Source organism: Apilactobacillus nanyangensis (assembly GCF_016861915.1).
GTDB classification, from domain to species: domain Bacteria; phylum Bacillota; class Bacilli; order Lactobacillales; family Lactobacillaceae; genus Apilactobacillus; species Apilactobacillus nanyangensis.
Map to the genome: position 1 here is coordinate 1 of NZ_BOLX01000020.1, position 14,202 is coordinate 14,202.

A 14,202-nucleotide genomic window follows, 5' to 3' on the forward strand; every position below is an offset into this window, starting at 1 on the left:
GCAGCTAATTTTAATTCTTTAGAAAACATAAAAGAACCCCTTAGGTTAGATTTCTCCAACTCAAGGGGTTCAGTTCAACGCTTCTTTTTTATTTTTCAAAATGTTTTTGAATTTGTGTATTAATGTTTTCGTTGTGCTTTAGAGATGGGAAAACATATTTATCGGCAGTTTGGATCAAAACACCGTTAAATGCGATTGAGAATAAAGTCCCGATACTTACAGAGTAAATACGATGTAAGAAAATCGTACAAATTAAAATGATTGTAATAGGTGGAGCAAAATCCAATAGTTGTGATTTAATAGCACTACCTTTTAGGTAATCGAAACGAAGAATGTTGGTTGTGTCATCGTTAGGGTGCATAAAGATGTTAGCACGTTGGTATAGTGAAATGGCTGTACAGAAACAACAAACTCCAATTAGTGCCATTGGCACTCTAATATATAGTGATAGGTGGTTCCATCCTAATGATTCGAAATAATTGGTAAAGATTTGAATGAAAGAACTGAAGAAAATGATGAAAATTAATTCTTCGACAAATCTAAGCACGTCGATATGTTTAATTAAAATTTGGTTGGTAAGTGCATTGATAATACCAAAGATAAAAATCATAAGACCAACATCGAAACCAAATAATTGATGAATGTTGACACATGCGGCTGTCCAAATACCGGAACCGCAACCAGATACGATGGTAAGTGCGTTTCCAAATGCGTTTAATAGTAATCCAAAAACTAACGCAATTATTCTTGTTTTTAATGTATTAACAGATCGAATAACGATCATCTCCTAAAGTGAATTAACTATCTTAATGATATCACATATAAATTGGTAAATATGGTAAAGTATAAGAAAGGTGATTGATATGAAGGGTAAATACGAAGTAAATCGATATATTGGTGTCGTAGTCGATGAAGACCAATCAGGCCAATATGTAATTAAGAGGGACGACAAAGGTGAATTTAAACTTCACGATTGGCGAACCGGAAAACATACCAAAGGAAAGTTTAAAAGCGTTGGCCAGTTATTTTTAACTGAAAACAACATGTTAGTGGCGGTTGTCGACTATGAACCAGTTAAGTTCAAGGATCGCCATGACTTTACACCATTGCAAAGATTTACCAGTGAAGTGTTAAGCGATGAACAATTAAATGAAGCTAAAAAAAGACTTGATTAACATCAAGTCTTTTTTGTGGCGTTGTTATAACCAGTTGAGCTTATTAATAAGTAAGTTGAGCTTTGTTAAGCGTCGAAATTAATAGCAAATGCTTACTTCTTTAGAATCTTTTCAGCGTTTGCTGCTACTTCATCATTAGACATGTCTAAGTAAGGGTGCATCTTAGCTTCAGTAGCCATGGTGTCCTTGCCATCTTCTTCCATGTAGTGATTCCATAAAGCATCACGAACAGGTGTAGTATCTTCTGACCAATCGAATTCCTTGTTCATTGGTGTATCCAATACTCTTTCTCTATCGTTTACTTTTTGTTCAGCAGTCATTGCCATAATAAATTTCCTCCTTATTTTTAAAGCTCAACTACATTATAATTCTTATGTTTATATTTGTTAAAAATTATGCTCTGATAATTTATCAAAAGTAGTGGAGGTCGACTTAACTTGCATTTAAACCCAATTTCGTATATATTCATAAATATACTGAAGTGAGGCAAAAGTTTATGAGAGATAAATTTGCAACAAAGAATAAAATTGTTAATGGAATGTTCGAACTACTTAAGACCACGCCATTTGATGAAATTAATGTGAAAGATATCTGTGCACAAGCTGATGTTTCACGAATGACGTATTATCGAAATTTTCATAATAAAAAAGACATCATTATTTACAGATTTGATAGCTCATTTACCACGTTTATCCAACGTCTAGCATCAAGTCAATCTCATAATCTAACCGATATCGCTACCATCTTCTTTGAACTTGTTAAAGAAGATCAAGATATGATGGAAATGATTATGAAAAATGATTTGTCTATGATCTTGTTAGAACGACTAAAATACTATATTTCCGATTTAATTGATGAAAATGTTTTAGAGACTCGTGAAGAATCTTCCAAAATGTTAGTTTCATTAATTGCTGGTGGATTAACAGAAATTATTATTACATGGACTGAAGATGGAATGAAGGAACCAATCCAATCATTGGTAATCTTCGTATCTAAGTACATGCATTTCAAGATTAACTAACTTCCTATCCTTATTGATAGGGAGTTTTTTATTTTGAGACAATAAAAAAACACCCGAGAAAATCTCGGGTGTTTTTGATCTCTTTTTAAACTAAAAGTTAACTAAGAGGTTATCCTTATGCAGGAGTAACGTTAGCAGCTTGTGGTCCACGGTCGCCGTCTTCAACGTCCAATGTAACCTTTTCGCCTTCTTCTAGAGTCTTGAAACCTTCTTTGTTGATAGCTGAGAAGTGAACGAATACGTCACCGTCTTCAGTAGTGATAAAACCGTAACCTTTATCAGCGTTGAACCATTTAACAGTACCTTGTTTCATAATATGAAACCTCCTTGCACATATCGTGCGTTATAAAATCTTAATGTATCAAAAGCCTGAATCAAGGGGTCATTTCATAAAACTATAAAACAAGTAACCTTAACAATCGAAACTATGTAACACATTGATAATAATATACCCGAAATAGGGGGTGATGTCAACTAATATCAGAATAATAATTTTATTTATTTTTAATAATAGACATCATGTATAAACTGTTGATATAAAGGCATTTTTTGGCATTTATATACCCTTAATTCTTAAAAAATAACGAAAAAATTTTTAAAAAATAATTTTAAAATATACGAACGATTCCAACTTTTCAAACTTAAATATACGTAAATTCGTTATAGTGTAAATTTTGATCTAAATCATTTAAAATAGTGTTATTAAAGAAACGAGGGAACGAATATGAAAACTTTGGTGTTAGTATCACATCCTGAATATGATAATTCAATGACCGAAGCATTCTTAAAACAATGTCAGTTTGACATTGAAAATGTGGATTGGGTCGTTTTAGATAATATCCAAACAGATTTTAATTTTGATAAAGAGCAAGAACAACAAAGGTTATCACAATATGATCGAATCTTATTTCAATTTCCAATGTATTGGTACAGTGCACCAGCATTGATGAAGAAGTATGAAGATGATGTCTTTACCAAGAATTTCATCGCTTTTGAACAAGAAGGTGCATTGAAGGGAAAAGAAATGGGTATCATTACCACGTTGGGTGATCCAATCAAGGACTACCAAGTTGGTGGTAGGGAAGGTTTTAGTATCTCTGAACTATTGAAACCATACCAAGCGATTGCACAACGAGGACAAATGGAATTTTTGAAACCTTTTGTGATTTCACAGTTTTCGTACATGACTGATGCACAAAAACAGAAGCTCTTAATTGATTACCGTAGCTATTTAACTAACGATGACTTTGATAGCTTTACCAGTTTACAAAAATGGTATATCGAGCAGTTGAACGTTTTGAAGGATTCTTTAAATGATGACAAGAAAGAAAAGATGGATATCTTAATTGAATATCTTCAATCTAACTATGATCAACTGGATGAACTAAAATGGGAAATTGATTTAATCAAGAAAGAGGATGATGAATAGTGGCTAGTCAAAATGAATGGTTGAATCAACAAATCGAAGAACTAAAAAAAGATGAAACTGGTTTTAAATTATTATCCTTCCTAGATGGAATTAAAGATATTAATAAAGAACAACAAAAAAGACTCCAACAAGCCCAAGATGAATTGGACGGTAGAATGTGGAGTCCCGATAAATGGTAAAAAGAAGACTCGCATAAGCGAGTCTTCTTTTTTATTGAGCCCAGTGGTTAATTGGACCGAATTTGTGAGCAACTGAAATTTCGTTCTTGATTGCTTTGTCGACATAATCGTCAGCAATTCTGATAGCGTCGGCGATGGAAGTTCCTTTAGCAATTTCAGATGTGATGGCTGCTGATAGAGAATCACCAGTACCATTCTTATGTTCTGTATGGTAGTATGGTCCTTCAATCCAGAAGTCTTCTCCAGATTCTAATAGGACGTAATCTTTAACGACGTCTGTTTCACCAGCGACGTGTTTACCTTTAATAATAACGTTTTTAGCGCCTAAGTCGCGAAGCTTTTTGGCGGCAACCTTGGTGTCTTCGTCTGAGTTAATTTCCATGTCAGCTAACTTTTGTGCTTCGTAGAAATTAGGGGTCAAGACTGTGGCTAAAGGAATTAATTCTTCCTTCAAAGTGTCGTAAGCGGCTTGTTCAAGTAACATAGCGCCATGTTTAGTCATGATTACAGGATCTACAACTAATGGGCCAAAATCGTATTTCTTGTAATTTTCAACTACTGTACGAATAAGTTCTGCATCGGCTAACATTCCTGTTTTTGATGCTAAAATCTTAAAGTCATCAGCTAAGTCTTTGAATTCTTGGTTGATGAATGAAACTGGCATAGAGACACTGTCATGAATACCAAATGAGTTACCTGCAACACACGCTGTAATTACGGAAGCTCCGTATGTATGGTGCATAAAGAAAGTATGTAAATCGGCTTGCATTCCTGCACTTCCATCACTGTCTGAACCTGCAATGGTTAAAACTTGGGGAAAATCATTTGTCATAAAATTGCCACCTCTTATTATTAAATTGAAGTTATTTTAACACAAACTTGTAAATTGTAAACAATATCGATATAATAATGAGTGAATAATTCTAATTTGCGTTAGGTACCGTCTTTATATTATAATGGTACTAATTAATTTATGGTTAACAGGAAGGGGTGTCTCTAGTGAGAATTTGTCATCCAAATGGTGTTCAAGGACGTCGTCCAATCAACAACAACAAGCGTAACAAGAAACAAAAAGAAGTTGCTGACTTACAAAAATTCTTGAAGTCAAAGCCTGCTAAATAATCTTTTGGACTCAGATTTTCTGGGTCTTTTTTTGTACATAAAAGGAGAAACAGATGGCTAGTAAATTTTATGCAGTAAGAAAAGGAAGAAAGCCTGGTATCTATGGAACTTGGGATGAGTGTAAAGACCAAGTCAATGGCTATGCTGGTGCAGAATACAAGAGCTTTAAAACTCAAGATGAAGCAAAAGCATACATGGGATTATCTAAACCAGTTAAGAAAGACACACCTAAAGTTGACAATACTGGGGCGATTAGACTTTACAGTGACGGTGGTTCTAGAAACCACGGAAACAAATTAGGTCAACATGTTAAGGATGATGACAAAGCCGCTTGGGCATACTTAATTATTCACGATGGTAAGAAACATTACGCATCTAACGGAGAGTTTGGAGCCACAAACAATAAAATGGAAGTCTTAGGGCTAGTTAATGCTTTGCAATACATCTTAGACAACGGATGGCAAAACGAGCCTATTGACGCTATATTGGACTCAAAATACGTCTTAGATTCTATTACAAAGGGATGGTTAAATTCATGGCGCCGTCGTGGTTGGAAGAAAAGCGATGGATCGACCATCAAAAACAAAAACGAATTCATGCAATTATCCGCACTATTAAGCCAGTTTAAGCACTTAAACTTTAAATGGACTAAGGGTCATGCTGATAACGAAGGAAACAATTTTGTTGATAAACTTTTGAACGACACAATGGACGATATGAAATTAAATCATCTAAACAAGACAAGTGTTCATTCAACAATTAAGAAGCGTACCGAAGAGCCTAAAATCGTTGAGAAAAAGGAAAGAAATGCCGATATGACCGTTAAACCAGCTGAATCAAAAACTGCTAAGGAATACATCGATAAAGATAAGTCGGTATCAGATATTGAAAAGAGTCTTCGTGATTTAGGGTTCTTTGATAATTAATTTCATATGATACAATAATATTGAATAAGTTATGAAAGCTGGCAAAATATGAAAACAGAACGTGAAAAAATGACGGCAGGAGAACCTTACGAACAATACGATGAAGAGTTACAACAAAGACGTACTTTTGTTCGTAAAGAGTTAAACGCCATTAATTCACTATCAGATAATAAAGAACAAAACCAACGACTAGCCAAGATACTTGGTGACAGTGGTAAAAATCTTTGGATTGAAACTGGTGTGGAATTCGATTATGGATACAACATCCATGTCGGAGACGACTTCTACGCCAACTACCACTTAACATTGTTGGACACATGCCCAATTACAATTGGAGATCATTGTTACTTCGGTCCAGATGTTGGATTGTACACACCAGTCCATCCATTGGATCCGGATCAAAGAAAGGCCGATGTGGAAATGGGTAAACCAATTACCATCGGTGATAATTGCTGGCTAGGAGGGCATGTGACGGTATTGCCTGGTGTTACATTAGGTGAAAATGTTGTCGTTGGTGCTGGTTCAGTTGTCACAAAATCATTTGGCGACAACGTAGTTATTGTTGGTAATCCAGCTCGTGTCATTAAAACGGTAAAATAGGAATTAAAAAATGCTTTTCAAACGCCCGTGCGGCCATATTTTACATAAATTGTTATTTGTGTATAATATAATTGAAATGCAAAAATAATTCGAATTTAATTTGTATAACCTTAGAAAAGCTGTGCAGATGGTCATTCGTTATATACGAATCACTTGTTTGTGCAGCTTTTTGTGTTTAATCTCAGAGGAGGATTATTATTTTTAAAAGTAAAAATATCGACAAGCTCGTCTTTATTCCTACTGTCGTATTATTTTTAGGGGTTTCAGTATTTTTGATAATTGGTGGTTCTTCACTACAAGGACTTCTTAACAACGTATTGAACTGGGTAACCAGCAATATGGGGTGGGGTTACATGTGGATTTACATCATCAATTTCTTGTTTTTTGTATATTTGATGTTATCAAAGTATGGCAATATTCGTTTGGGAGAACCAACGGATAAGCCGGTGTACAAGAATTTCCAATGGGGTTCAATGGTCTTTGCGACCGCCATCGATGCTAGTATTTTAATGCTTAGCATGGTGGACCCATTGAGATATGTTCAACATCCAGAAGGATCTGTTAAACCATATTCAGTGACTGCTTATAATCTGGCTCATATGTATGGTCAATATGATTGGGGTCCAATGGCTTGGTTGATGTTTGCGGCACCCACGATTGCTATTGGTTATATGATGTATAACAAGAAACGCAAAATTCAGTCTCTAAGTGATGCGATTACCATCCTAGATGGTGAAAAACTTTGGCAAAATATTGCCAGAAAAATCGTCAACCTACTAGTAGTATTTGGAATCATGGGAGGGGTAGGAGCCTCCGTAGGTTTGGAAATCCCAATCATTTCTAAAGTCCTAAGTTCTTTAACCGGAATTCCTGATAATCTAAATATGAAACTAGGATTATTCTTGGTATTATTTATTATCTTTGCACTAACTGTCTTTAAGGGACTTAATGGTGGTATCGATAAATTAAGTAATGCCCATATTTGGACCGCTATTATTTTCCTAGCAATCGTCTTGCTAGTTGGTCCAACCGTATACATTCTAAATTCAGAAACAAACAGTGTCGGATTATTAATTCAAAAATTCATTCCAATGAGTATGAATACCGTGCCAAACGGTCGTCCCGGCATCGCCCAACAAGAAACCATTTTCTATTGGGGCTGGTGGTTATCATACATGCCATTCATGGGACTATTCATCGCTAAGATTTCCAAGGGACGCACAATCAGGCAAATCGTTATGGGAATGCTTACCTATGGTGCTTTAGGCTGCATGAGTTTTTATGCCGTCTTTGGTGGTTATTCACTATGGCTACAAAAGACCGGTGCGTTGAATTTAACACATATTTTAAATACGCAAGGTCAAGCTGCTGTTATTTCAGCCGTTCTTGGAACCTTACCTATGAAGTATGTCATGTTTGCATTTTATTTTATTTCCTGTTTCATCTTCTTGGCAACCACGATTTCATCGTCGGCATTCGTGCTTTCTTCATTTACCAGTTTGCCACTTGGCCCTGGTAAGGAACCTAGCCGTGTTAACAGAATGACCTGGGTAGTTGTATTTATCCTATTCTCATTCAGTTTAGTTGTCGTTGGAGGATTTGAGACAGTTCAAACTTTCTGTACCTTAGCCGGATTCCCATTGATGTTCGTCTGCATCTTGATCATTATGTCAGTCTTTAAGATGATTAAAAACGATCCAACTGTGATTAGAAATCCAAGATGGACGCAACGTCGCGGGAAGAAACCAGTTACTGTTGAACGAAAGAGTGCCATTAAGGGTAAACTAATCCTATGGCCAAAAAACACAATTAATAGACATTAAAGTCACTAAAAGCCACTAAATGGGTATAAAAAATCCATGTAGTGGCTTTTTTTGTGATAATATTTATATGTTATAAAAAATTAGGAGTTGAAGAGAAAATGGCTAAAAAAGTAATTATTCCTAAAGAATTTGCTCATTATTTAGGCGAACCACTTAGGGATTATGGCTTTGAAGTAGTGGAATTAGAAGATCAATACGCGGACTCTCTACTTCAACACAAAGATGCTGATGGAATGGTACTTAATGCGACCCCATTAAGCAATGACACTATCGACCAAATGCCTAACCTAAAGGTTATCGCACGTTTTGGTGTGGGATACGATAATGTCGATTTAAACCACTGTAAGGAACGTGGAATCTACGTTACAAACACACCTGGTGGAAATGAAGTTGCGGTTGCTGAATGTGCCGTTACTGATATTTTAATTTTATCTAAGAATCTATACACAGTTTCTCAAAAAATGCATGAAGGTGATGACTCATACGCATTCCATCACCCATCACACGATATTAAGGGTAAGACAATTGGGATTGTTGGTTATGGAAACATTGGTCAACAAGCTGCCAAGATGCTTTCAGGTTTCGGTGTTAAGACATTAATCTGGAACAGAAGCCCAAGAACTTCAGAATATGGTGAATTCGTTGAATGGGATGAATTGTTCAAACGTTCTGATTTCGTTTCACTACATCTACCAGCAGTGAAAGGAACTATCGGTTCTGTTAACAAAGAAACATTCAAGATGATGAAGAATTCAGCCTTTATCGTTAACTTTGCCAGAGGTGCAGTGATTAACGAACAAGATATGATCGAAGCCTTGAAGACTGGTGAAATCGCCGGAGCAGGTCTAGACGTGTTCGAAAAAGAACCACTTCCAATGGATAGTGAACTAAGAAAACTACCGAACGTCTTCATGACACCACATAACTCAGGATTCTCAGTAGAATCATTTACTAAGATTTCTAACATGGCAAGTAGTGAAGTAAACCACGTATTGAAGGGTGAAAAACCTGAACACTGCGTTAACGGTTTGGACTAAATAGATAAAATAAAAAGCCCCGTAAGAATTATCTTACGAGGCTTTTTTGTTGTTTATAGTTTGTATTTTTCGTCGATTGAATCACCTTGAGAGGTTAGAATCTTTGGACCATCCTTAGTAATAGCAATAGTGTGTTCGTATTGAGCTGAGTTAGTACCATCTGATGATACGTAGTAAGTCCAATCGTCCTTAGAATCGTATCTGTCAGTGATTTCCCAAGTTCCAAGGTTAACCATTGGTTCGATGGTAATGGTCATACCTTCCTTTAGACGAAGACCTTTACCAGGTTCACCGTATGCAGGAACGTTTGGTTGTTCGTGCATAGTAGGTTGAATTCCATGACCGATTAGTTCACGAACGTCACCCATGTGGTTTTGGTTTTCGATGAAGTCTTGGCAAGCAAAACCAATATCACCTAAACGGTTACCAACAACTGCTTGGTCGATACCGCGGTATAGAGCTTCCTTACATACGTCCATTAGCTTTTGATCTTCTTTAGAAATGTTTCCAACTGCATAAGTCCAGCATGAATCACTTTCAAAACCATCTTTGTTAACGGTCATATCTACCTTAACAATGTCACCATCTTTAAGTTTTAGGCCCTTACGTGGAATACCGTGAGCTACTTCGTCGTTAACTGAAACACAAGTAGCAAACTTGTAGCCTTCAAAACCTTTTTCTGATGCTTTGGCACCATGTTCGGTGATGTATTTGTCAGCAAATTCTTCGATTTCCCAAGTATCTAGACCTGGTTTTATCATGTCACGTAAGCCAAGGTGAACGCCAGCTAAGACTTCACCGGACTTGGCCATCATTTCGATTTCTCGTGGTGATTTAAGTGTAATCAAAATAAATTCTCCTTTATTCGTTCATATTTAGTCTATACCTATAATCTACTACAAAAAGGTGAATTTGGCTAATTAATGCACGTATTTAAGGATGTAAATTTTGTGATTTTCTAGTATGATAGAGAGTATAAGAAAAGAGAGGGGAATCATCTTGAGTAAAACAGCTAAGACCAATATTATTTTGATTATTGTGACATTGATTGTTGCTTTCTTTGCAGTTTTCTTTGCGATTAGAAGTGACAACCTATTAATGTCTCGATCATCTAGAGGTGGTCAAAACACACCAACATTGTATGTCCATGGTCTGGGTGGATCTAGTAAATCCACTAATCACTTGGCAACAATTGCATCACGTGATGGAGGTAACCGTTCTCTAATTATACTAGTTAATAAACGAGGTAAAATAAAATATAAGGGTAAACTTGAACTAAATACCAGAAAACCAATTATTCAAGTTATTTTCAAGAAAAAGTTTACACCGGTTGATCAACAGGTTAGCTGGTTACATGCAATTCTATTAAAACTAAAGGACCATTATGGATTTAATTACTACAATGCGGTAGGTCATTCAACGGGAGCTGTAACCATTTTGGATACAGCTGCAAGATATAACAGCGATGAAGATATGCCAAAATTACAAAAATTTGTTTCAATCGCCGGACCATACGACGGTATCATCAAGTTAGGCAGTATGGGTAATGATAATTACGTTGATGCACAAGGTAAACCTATGATTTACTCAGAAGCTAACAAGTGGTTCCCATCATATCAATTACTTTTAAATGATTGTAAGACATTCCCTAAAGATGTTTCTGTTTTGAATATATATGGTAACGATAATACCAAGCAAGAATCAGACGGTGTCGTTTCAGTTGCCTCCGCTCGATCATTGAAGTACTTGATTGGGAAACGCGTTAAGAACTACGAAGAAATCCCGGTTAATGGGGTAAATGGTCAACACAGTCGTTTGCACCATAACATTTTCGTTGATCACATTATCGCTAGATTCTTATTTGATGAAAATTAGACAAAGCAAAATAGTTTACTTATTAAACCTAAATCGATAAAATAGAAAAAGTATTAATTTATAATGATTCTAAATTAGGAGATGAAGGTTTTGAAGAATTACGATTTAAGTGGTAAGCCATACAATCGTTTTTTGTTCGTCATTGTATTACTTCTAGGTAGTTTTACAATGTCAATGAGCCAATCATCAATTTCAACTGCTTATCCTACCTTAATGAGCTCATTTGGAATTGATGCTTCGACTGTTCAATGGTTAACTACCGGATTTATGCTAATCATGTGTGTCATGATGCCGGTTAGTCCATGGTTACTTAACAACGTTAAGTTTAAGCAATTATTTTTATTGATTTTAGCAATTTTTGATATCGGAACTTTGATTGTGGTGGTTGCCCCTAACTTCCCAGTAATGATGTTAGGACGTGCAATGGAAGCAATCGCTGTTGGTATTTTATTCCCATCATACCAATCAGTATTGTTATACATCACACCGGAAGAAAAGAGAGGGACTACCATGGGATTTGCTGGACTAATCATGGGTTCAGCACTTGCCTGTGGACCAATCCTTTCAGCAATCGTCTTGCACTTCTCAGCATGGCGTGGATTATTTATCGTTTTTGCCGTTATCATTTCAGTGCTATTTGTAATTTCATTATTTGCAATCAAGAACGTAATGCCACAAAAGGAAAGTCACTTAGACTTCCCATCAGTTATCCTATCTGTTGGATTAATTGGTATCTTATATGTGGTTAACATGATTGGTAAGACTAATATTGATTTGACCGAAGCCATTATTATTTTAATTGTAAGTATTGTAATGGTAGCGATGTTTGCAATTCGTCAATTCAAGATGGATCAACCATTACTACAATTGAGAGTATTGAAGGACTTTAACTATGACCTATCAGTCGGTTTGACTGGTGCTTCATACATTGCTTTGATTGTTGTTACAATCATTTTCCCACTTTACTACCAAGATGTATTAGGGGTAAGTAAGACCGTTTCAGGGTTAGCGCTAGCTCCTGGTGCGATTGTATTGAGTTTATTAAACCCACTAACTGGTAAGTTAGCAGATAAGATTGGTTTCAAATCAACCATGCTAACGGGGATGTTCATGATTCTAGCTGGATGGCTAGTATTGAGTATCACCGGTGCAACATTAGGCCTAGTGCCAATGATGGTAATTGCAGCAATCATCGAAGGTGGAAACGCCTTTGTTATGATGCCAGCAGTTACAATGGGTGCTAACTCATTACCAAAGGATTTAATCTCAGATGGTACTGCGGTTATTTCAACATTTAGACAAATTCTTGGATCAACCGGTGTATTGGTTGCTACCTTGATTTTGTCTAACGTGATGAATAACAACATCGCTAATGGAATGAGCCATGCAATCGCTCAAATGGGTGGTTTCCATGTCGTATTTATTACATTCTTTGTAATTGAATTAGTTGGTTTAGCAATGGCATTAATGCTTAAGAACACTAAGAAATAAAACCAAATAAAAAGGCCTGACGTTTGTCAGGTCTTTTTTTAGATTTCATCTAGAGTTTTGAAAGGGTGAACTGAAATTTCCATTAGGTTATTAATGGTCAAAGGATCTTGGTTGATTAATTCCAATGCTTCTTCGTTTGTTTTAGCTTCATATACAATCAAACCACCGACGTTATCTGAAGTAGAACCAGCGTATGATATCTTCCCATCTTTTGCTTGATGCTTTAAGAAGTTAACATGTTCTTCTACAATTTCCTTTGCTGAACCAGATGATAAGTCGACTGGATTTTTTCTTGGTGTTGCGAACTCAATAAATTTAGCCATCGTTTTATTCTCCTTTATTGACAAATGATACGAACTCTTCTGAACGAGATTGTAGTTCTGAATCGCTTAGATATTGAGCAACCCCATGTGTAATGAATGGAGTTGTGTAATCTGTTCCAATCAGTTTACTTGTAGATTCAAATGGGGATAGCATTTCGTCAATGGAGTGACCAAATTGACCTGTCTTTAAATAATTCTCTGCTACCGCACCGGTAGTTACGGCAAGCGTTAATTCCTTACCTTTAAGTGCATTACCGTTAGAGCCATATGCCCAACCGTATTCTAAAACTTGATCTTCCCATTCTTTTAAAAGACTTGGTGAACTATACCAATACATTGGAAATTGAAAAATAACTTTATCATGTTTTTCCATTAATTGTTGCTCTGCCTTAACATCGATTTTGCCATCAGGATAGATTGCGTATTCATCTCTAATGGTTATATCTGAATTTTTTTGTTCCACCAGTTTCTGAATAAAAGCTTTGTTTACTCGAGATTGTTTGATGTTTGGATGAAATAATAATACTAGTGTCTTCATCTATAAATTACTCCGCTATAAATATTGATATCTAATATCGATAATCAATATTAAATCACCTGTAGTTAACTACACCGCAAATAAAAACAGCTGAACTAATATAATTTGTGCTATAGTTAACTACAACCAGTATAATTGTTTAAAAAGGAGTGATTGCATGGATCTTTCTATTACTCAATTAGCAGAACAATATAATTTAAACGTTGAAACACTGAGGTACTATGAAAGAATCGGATTGATACCAGAGGTTCCTAGGAGAGCGAATGGAAACCGTTTCTATGATGAAAAATTACAAAAATGGATTGAAATGATTGTTTGTTTAAGACATTCAGGTGTTGAAGTTAAAACCTTAAAAGAATATGTTGACTTGATAAAACAAGGTGATGAAACCTTAGAAGCCAGAAAAGTGCTTCTTCAAGAGCAAGAACGTCAATTGAATGAAAAAAGAAAGAACCTGGATATATCAATTAATCGATTAAAGCACAAAATAAACTTATATGAAACCGGCGAAATTAAGAATAATAAGAGCTATTACGAAGAATACGAGATCGAAAAAGATATCCAAAATAAAAAGGCCTGACATTTTGTCAGGTGAACTGAACCCCTTGAGTTGGAGAAATCTAACCTAAGGGGTTCTTTTATGTTTTCTAAAGAATTAAAATT

Annotated in this window: 19 protein-coding genes; 12 read left to right on the forward strand and 7 right to left on the reverse strand. The window is 35.7% G+C overall.

Going from position 1 to position 14,202, the window contains the following annotated elements; translation table 11 throughout:
• Positions 1 to 88: 88 nt before the first annotated feature.
• Positions 89 to 784, reverse strand: a complete 696-nt coding sequence (locus JUD45_RS06660; RefSeq protein WP_225424280.1) for a DUF6198 family protein — start codon at positions 782 to 784, stop codon at positions 89 to 91.
• A 79-nt stretch (positions 785 to 863) separates the two neighbouring features.
• On the opposite strand from JUD45_RS06660, the gene JUD45_RS06665 reads away from it, so the two are divergent.
• Positions 864 to 1,175, forward strand: coding sequence for a DUF7671 family protein (locus tag JUD45_RS06665; protein WP_203619886.1), 312 nt, complete (start codon positions 864 to 866; stop codon positions 1,173 to 1,175).
• Positions 1,176 to 1,267: 92 nt separating this feature from the next.
• On the opposite strand, the gene JUD45_RS06670 is transcribed toward JUD45_RS06665, so the two are convergent.
• On the reverse strand, positions 1,268 to 1,501 hold the full coding sequence (locus JUD45_RS06670) for a P8 family protein (RefSeq protein ID WP_373301460.1): 234 nt from the start codon (positions 1,499 to 1,501) through the stop codon (positions 1,268 to 1,270).
• Between the two features lie 170 nt (positions 1,502 to 1,671).
• Here JUD45_RS06670 and JUD45_RS06675 point away from each other — a divergent pair, with 170 nt between their 5' ends.
• Positions 1,672 to 2,196 (forward strand): TetR/AcrR family transcriptional regulator, encoded by a 525-nt coding sequence (locus JUD45_RS06675; protein ID WP_034530570.1) that lies wholly within the window; start codon positions 1,672 to 1,674, stop codon positions 2,194 to 2,196.
• A 115-nt stretch (positions 2,197 to 2,311) separates the two neighbouring features.
• Here JUD45_RS06675 and JUD45_RS06680 read toward each other — a convergent pair whose 3' ends face one another.
• Positions 2,312 to 2,509, reverse strand: a complete 198-nt coding sequence (locus tag JUD45_RS06680; RefSeq protein ID WP_034530568.1) for a cold-shock protein — start codon at positions 2,507 to 2,509, stop codon at positions 2,312 to 2,314.
• A gap of 411 nt (positions 2,510 to 2,920) precedes the next feature.
• Between JUD45_RS06680 and JUD45_RS06685 the strand changes: the two genes are divergently transcribed.
• Together JUD45_RS06685 and JUD45_RS06690 are read left to right on the forward strand one after the other, a co-directional pair.
• Positions 2,921 to 3,625, forward strand: coding sequence for an NAD(P)H-dependent oxidoreductase (locus tag JUD45_RS06685; protein WP_203619887.1), 705 nt, complete (start codon positions 2,921 to 2,923; stop codon positions 3,623 to 3,625).
• Positions 3,625 to 3,804 (forward strand): hypothetical protein, encoded by a 180-nt coding sequence (locus JUD45_RS06690; protein ID WP_138726714.1) that lies wholly within the window; start codon positions 3,625 to 3,627, stop codon positions 3,802 to 3,804. The genes JUD45_RS06685 and JUD45_RS06690 overlap by 1 nt, the downstream gene beginning before the upstream one ends.
• A 31-nt stretch (positions 3,805 to 3,835) precedes the next feature.
• On the opposite strand, the gene thiD is transcribed toward JUD45_RS06690, so the two are convergent.
• Positions 3,836 to 4,636: a bifunctional hydroxymethylpyrimidine kinase/phosphomethylpyrimidine kinase gene (gene thiD / locus JUD45_RS06695; RefSeq protein ID WP_041153051.1), complete on the reverse strand. Its 801-nt coding sequence runs from the start codon at positions 4,634 to 4,636 to the stop codon at positions 3,836 to 3,838.
• 167 nt (positions 4,637 to 4,803) lie between these two features.
• On the opposite strand from thiD, the gene JUD45_RS07070 reads away from it, so the two are divergent.
• The 5 genes from JUD45_RS07070 (at position 4,804) to JUD45_RS06715 (ending at position 9,312) form a co-directional block, all read left to right on the forward strand.
• Complete coding sequence (locus JUD45_RS07070) at positions 4,804 to 4,926, forward strand: hypothetical protein (RefSeq protein WP_257719910.1); 123 nt, start codon at positions 4,804 to 4,806, stop codon at positions 4,924 to 4,926.
• A 53-nt stretch (positions 4,927 to 4,979) separates the two neighbouring features.
• On the forward strand, positions 4,980 to 5,852 hold the full coding sequence (locus tag JUD45_RS06700; RefSeq protein WP_203619888.1) for a ribonuclease H family protein: 873 nt from the start codon (positions 4,980 to 4,982) through the stop codon (positions 5,850 to 5,852).
• Positions 5,853 to 5,900: 48 nt separating this feature from the next.
• A complete protein-coding gene (locus tag JUD45_RS06705; protein WP_138726712.1) occupies positions 5,901 to 6,452 on the forward strand; it encodes a sugar O-acetyltransferase in 552 nt (183 codons plus the stop codon).
• A gap of 233 nt (positions 6,453 to 6,685) precedes the next feature.
• Positions 6,686 to 8,275, forward strand: coding sequence for a BCCT family transporter (locus JUD45_RS06710; RefSeq protein WP_138726711.1), 1,590 nt, complete (start codon positions 6,686 to 6,688; stop codon positions 8,273 to 8,275).
• A gap of 98 nt (positions 8,276 to 8,373) precedes the next feature.
• On the forward strand, positions 8,374 to 9,312 hold the full coding sequence (locus JUD45_RS06715) for a phosphoglycerate dehydrogenase (RefSeq protein ID WP_138726710.1): 939 nt from the start codon (positions 8,374 to 8,376) through the stop codon (positions 9,310 to 9,312).
• A 53-nt stretch (positions 9,313 to 9,365) separates the two neighbouring features.
• Here JUD45_RS06715 and map read toward each other — a convergent pair whose 3' ends face one another.
• Positions 9,366 to 10,160 (reverse strand): type I methionyl aminopeptidase, encoded by a 795-nt coding sequence (gene map, locus JUD45_RS06720; RefSeq protein WP_138726709.1) that lies wholly within the window; start codon positions 10,158 to 10,160, stop codon positions 9,366 to 9,368.
• 151 nt (positions 10,161 to 10,311) lie between these two features.
• Here map and JUD45_RS06725 point away from each other — a divergent pair, with 151 nt between their 5' ends.
• A complete protein-coding gene (locus tag JUD45_RS06725; protein ID WP_190238358.1) occupies positions 10,312 to 11,187 on the forward strand; it encodes an alpha/beta hydrolase in 876 nt (291 codons plus the stop codon).
• A gap of 81 nt (positions 11,188 to 11,268) precedes the next feature.
• Positions 11,269 to 12,678, forward strand: a complete 1,410-nt coding sequence (locus tag JUD45_RS06730; RefSeq protein ID WP_203619889.1) for an MFS transporter — start codon at positions 11,269 to 11,271, stop codon at positions 12,676 to 12,678.
• A gap of 38 nt (positions 12,679 to 12,716) precedes the next feature.
• Here JUD45_RS06730 and JUD45_RS06735 read toward each other — a convergent pair whose 3' ends face one another.
• Positions 12,717 to 13,001 (reverse strand): YciI family protein, encoded by a 285-nt coding sequence (locus JUD45_RS06735; protein ID WP_203619890.1) that lies wholly within the window; start codon positions 12,999 to 13,001, stop codon positions 12,717 to 12,719.
• Between the two features lie 4 nt (positions 13,002 to 13,005).
• A complete protein-coding gene (locus JUD45_RS06740; RefSeq protein ID WP_203619891.1) occupies positions 13,006 to 13,539 on the reverse strand; it encodes an NAD(P)H-dependent oxidoreductase in 534 nt (177 codons plus the stop codon).
• Between the two features lie 157 nt (positions 13,540 to 13,696).
• Between JUD45_RS06740 and JUD45_RS06745 the strand changes: the two genes are divergently transcribed.
• Positions 13,697 to 14,119 carry a MerR family transcriptional regulator gene (locus JUD45_RS06745; protein WP_203619892.1) on the forward strand — a complete coding sequence of 141 codons (423 nt, stop codon included), beginning with the start codon at positions 13,697 to 13,699 and terminating at the stop codon, positions 14,117 to 14,119.
• Positions 14,120 to 14,202 lie beyond the last annotated feature (83 nt).

Bases quoted from the DNA above. Each gene is read 5' to 3' on its own strand.
- JUD45_RS06735 (WP_203619890.1), bottom strand. From the start codon at position 13,001: ATGGCTAAATTTATTGAGTTCGCAACACCAAGAAAAAATCCAGTCGAC.
- JUD45_RS06700 (WP_203619888.1), top strand. From the start codon at position 4,980: ATGGCTAGTAAATTTTATGCAGTAAGAAAAGGAAGAAAGCCTGGTATC.
- JUD45_RS06680 (WP_034530568.1), bottom strand. From the start codon at position 2,509: ATGAAACAAGGTACTGTTAAATGGTTCAACGCTGATAAAGGTTACGGT.
- JUD45_RS06670 (WP_373301460.1), bottom strand. From the start codon at position 1,501: ATGGCAATGACTGCTGAACAAAAAGTAAACGATAGAGAAAGAGTATTG.
- JUD45_RS06745 (WP_203619892.1), top strand. From the start codon at position 13,697: ATGGATCTTTCTATTACTCAATTAGCAGAACAATATAATTTAAACGTT.
- JUD45_RS06715 (WP_138726710.1), top strand. From the start codon at position 8,374: ATGGCTAAAAAAGTAATTATTCCTAAAGAATTTGCTCATTATTTAGGC.
- JUD45_RS06665 (WP_203619886.1), top strand. From the start codon at position 864: ATGAAGGGTAAATACGAAGTAAATCGATATATTGGTGTCGTAGTCGAT.
- JUD45_RS06685 (WP_203619887.1), top strand. From the start codon at position 2,921: ATGAAAACTTTGGTGTTAGTATCACATCCTGAATATGATAATTCAATG.
- JUD45_RS06660 (WP_225424280.1), bottom strand. From the start codon at position 784: ATGATCGTTATTCGATCTGTTAATACATTAAAAACAAGAATAATTGCG.
- JUD45_RS06730 (WP_203619889.1), top strand. From the start codon at position 11,269: ATGAAGGTTTTGAAGAATTACGATTTAAGTGGTAAGCCATACAATCGT.
- thiD (WP_041153051.1), bottom strand. From the start codon at position 4,636: ATGACAAATGATTTTCCCCAAGTTTTAACCATTGCAGGTTCAGACAGT.
- JUD45_RS06705 (WP_138726712.1), top strand. From the start codon at position 5,901: ATGAAAACAGAACGTGAAAAAATGACGGCAGGAGAACCTTACGAACAA.
- JUD45_RS06675 (WP_034530570.1), top strand. From the start codon at position 1,672: ATGAGAGATAAATTTGCAACAAAGAATAAAATTGTTAATGGAATGTTC.
- JUD45_RS06740 (WP_203619891.1), bottom strand. From the start codon at position 13,539: ATGAAGACACTAGTATTATTATTTCATCCAAACATCAAACAATCTCGA.